1 protein-coding gene is annotated in these 1,181 nt (G+C 73.0%); it reads right to left on the bottom strand.

Features of this window, described 5'->3' with window-relative positions; all coding sequences use genetic code 11:
• The coding region (locus B7767_RS26340; protein ID WP_085574370.1) for an MCE family protein at window positions 1–1,167 on the bottom strand (1,167 nt) is incomplete at its 3' end.
• Window positions 1,168–1,181: the final 14 nt, after the last annotated feature.

Raw genomic sequence — 1,181 nt, 5'->3', positions numbered from 1 at the left:
CGGTGTCCCGCCGCTGCCCGAGGGCAGGGATCCGGGCCTGGCCGGCTCGGGCACCGTGCCGCCCTTCGGGGCGTTCGCCGAACCACGTACGTTCGATCCGCCCGAGGCCGGGGCGGTGCAGGCCGCACCGGTGTTGAGGGCGGGCGCGGTGCCGAGGTCGAGGCCGTTGCGGTAGCGCGTGGCGCCGTATCCGTCGGTGCAGGGCAGGGGGGCGAAGAAGGTGACGGCCATGCCGAGGTTCAGCTTCCCTCCGTCGACGGCGGTGGAGCCGGCGGCGACGGCCGCCGGGTACTTCACGAGGAGTTCCTCGATGCCGCGCTGCCGGGTGACGGCGACCTCGGAGGTGGTGAGGAGGTTGGCGAGGACGACGCCGAGGCTGGGGTCGAGGTCCCGCAGCAGGCCGCTGACCTGGGTGGCCGCCTCGGGGGTGACCGCGAGGAGGCGGCGCAGGTCGGCGTCGGAGCCCTTGAGGGCGCGGGCCAGTTCCTCCGCCCCGGTGGCGAAGTCGCGGATGGCCTCCGCCTCCTGGGCCTGGGTGCGCAGGACGGTCTCGCCGTCGGTGATGAGCAGCGTGGTGGACGGCAGGGCGCGGTCGGCGGCCTCGACGAAGTCGCTGCCGCTGTCGAGCAGCGCCTGGAGGTCGTCGCCGTGCCCCTCGAAGGCCTTGCCGAACTCGTCGACGACCGTGCGCAGATCCTCCAGCGGGACGGAGCTCACGAGGTCGTCGACGCTGGTGAGGACGTCGGTGACGGGTGCGGGCACCTGGGTGTCGGCCTGTTCGATGCGGGTGCCCTCGGCGAGGTAGGGGGAGCCGTCGCTCTCGGGCCGCAGGTCGATGTACTGCTCGCCCACGGCGGAGAGTCCGGCGACCACGGCCTTGGTGTCGGCGGGGATGCGGGGGGCGGACTTCTTGATGCGGAGTTCGGCGACGACGCCGTCGGCGGTGAGGCCGATCGGGCCGACGCGGCCCACGGAGACGCCCCGGTAGGTGACGTCGGAGTGGGTGAACAGGCCGCCCGTGCGCGGGAGTTGCACATCCACCGTGTAGTAGTCGGCGACGCCCACGTACCGGCCGAGGTCGGCGTAGCGGATGCCGAGGAACGACAGGGCGAGGACGGCGACGAGGAGGAAGGCGAGGTTCTTCAGCCGTACGGCGAGGGTGATCACCTGCTCCCACCTCC

Source organism: Streptomyces sp. 13-12-16 (assembly GCF_002114215.1).
Taxonomy (GTDB): domain Bacteria; phylum Actinomycetota; class Actinomycetes; order Streptomycetales; family Streptomycetaceae; genus Streptomyces.
Note: the sequence above shows the minus strand (reverse complement) of the source record. Positions and strands in the feature narration are given on the sequence as shown.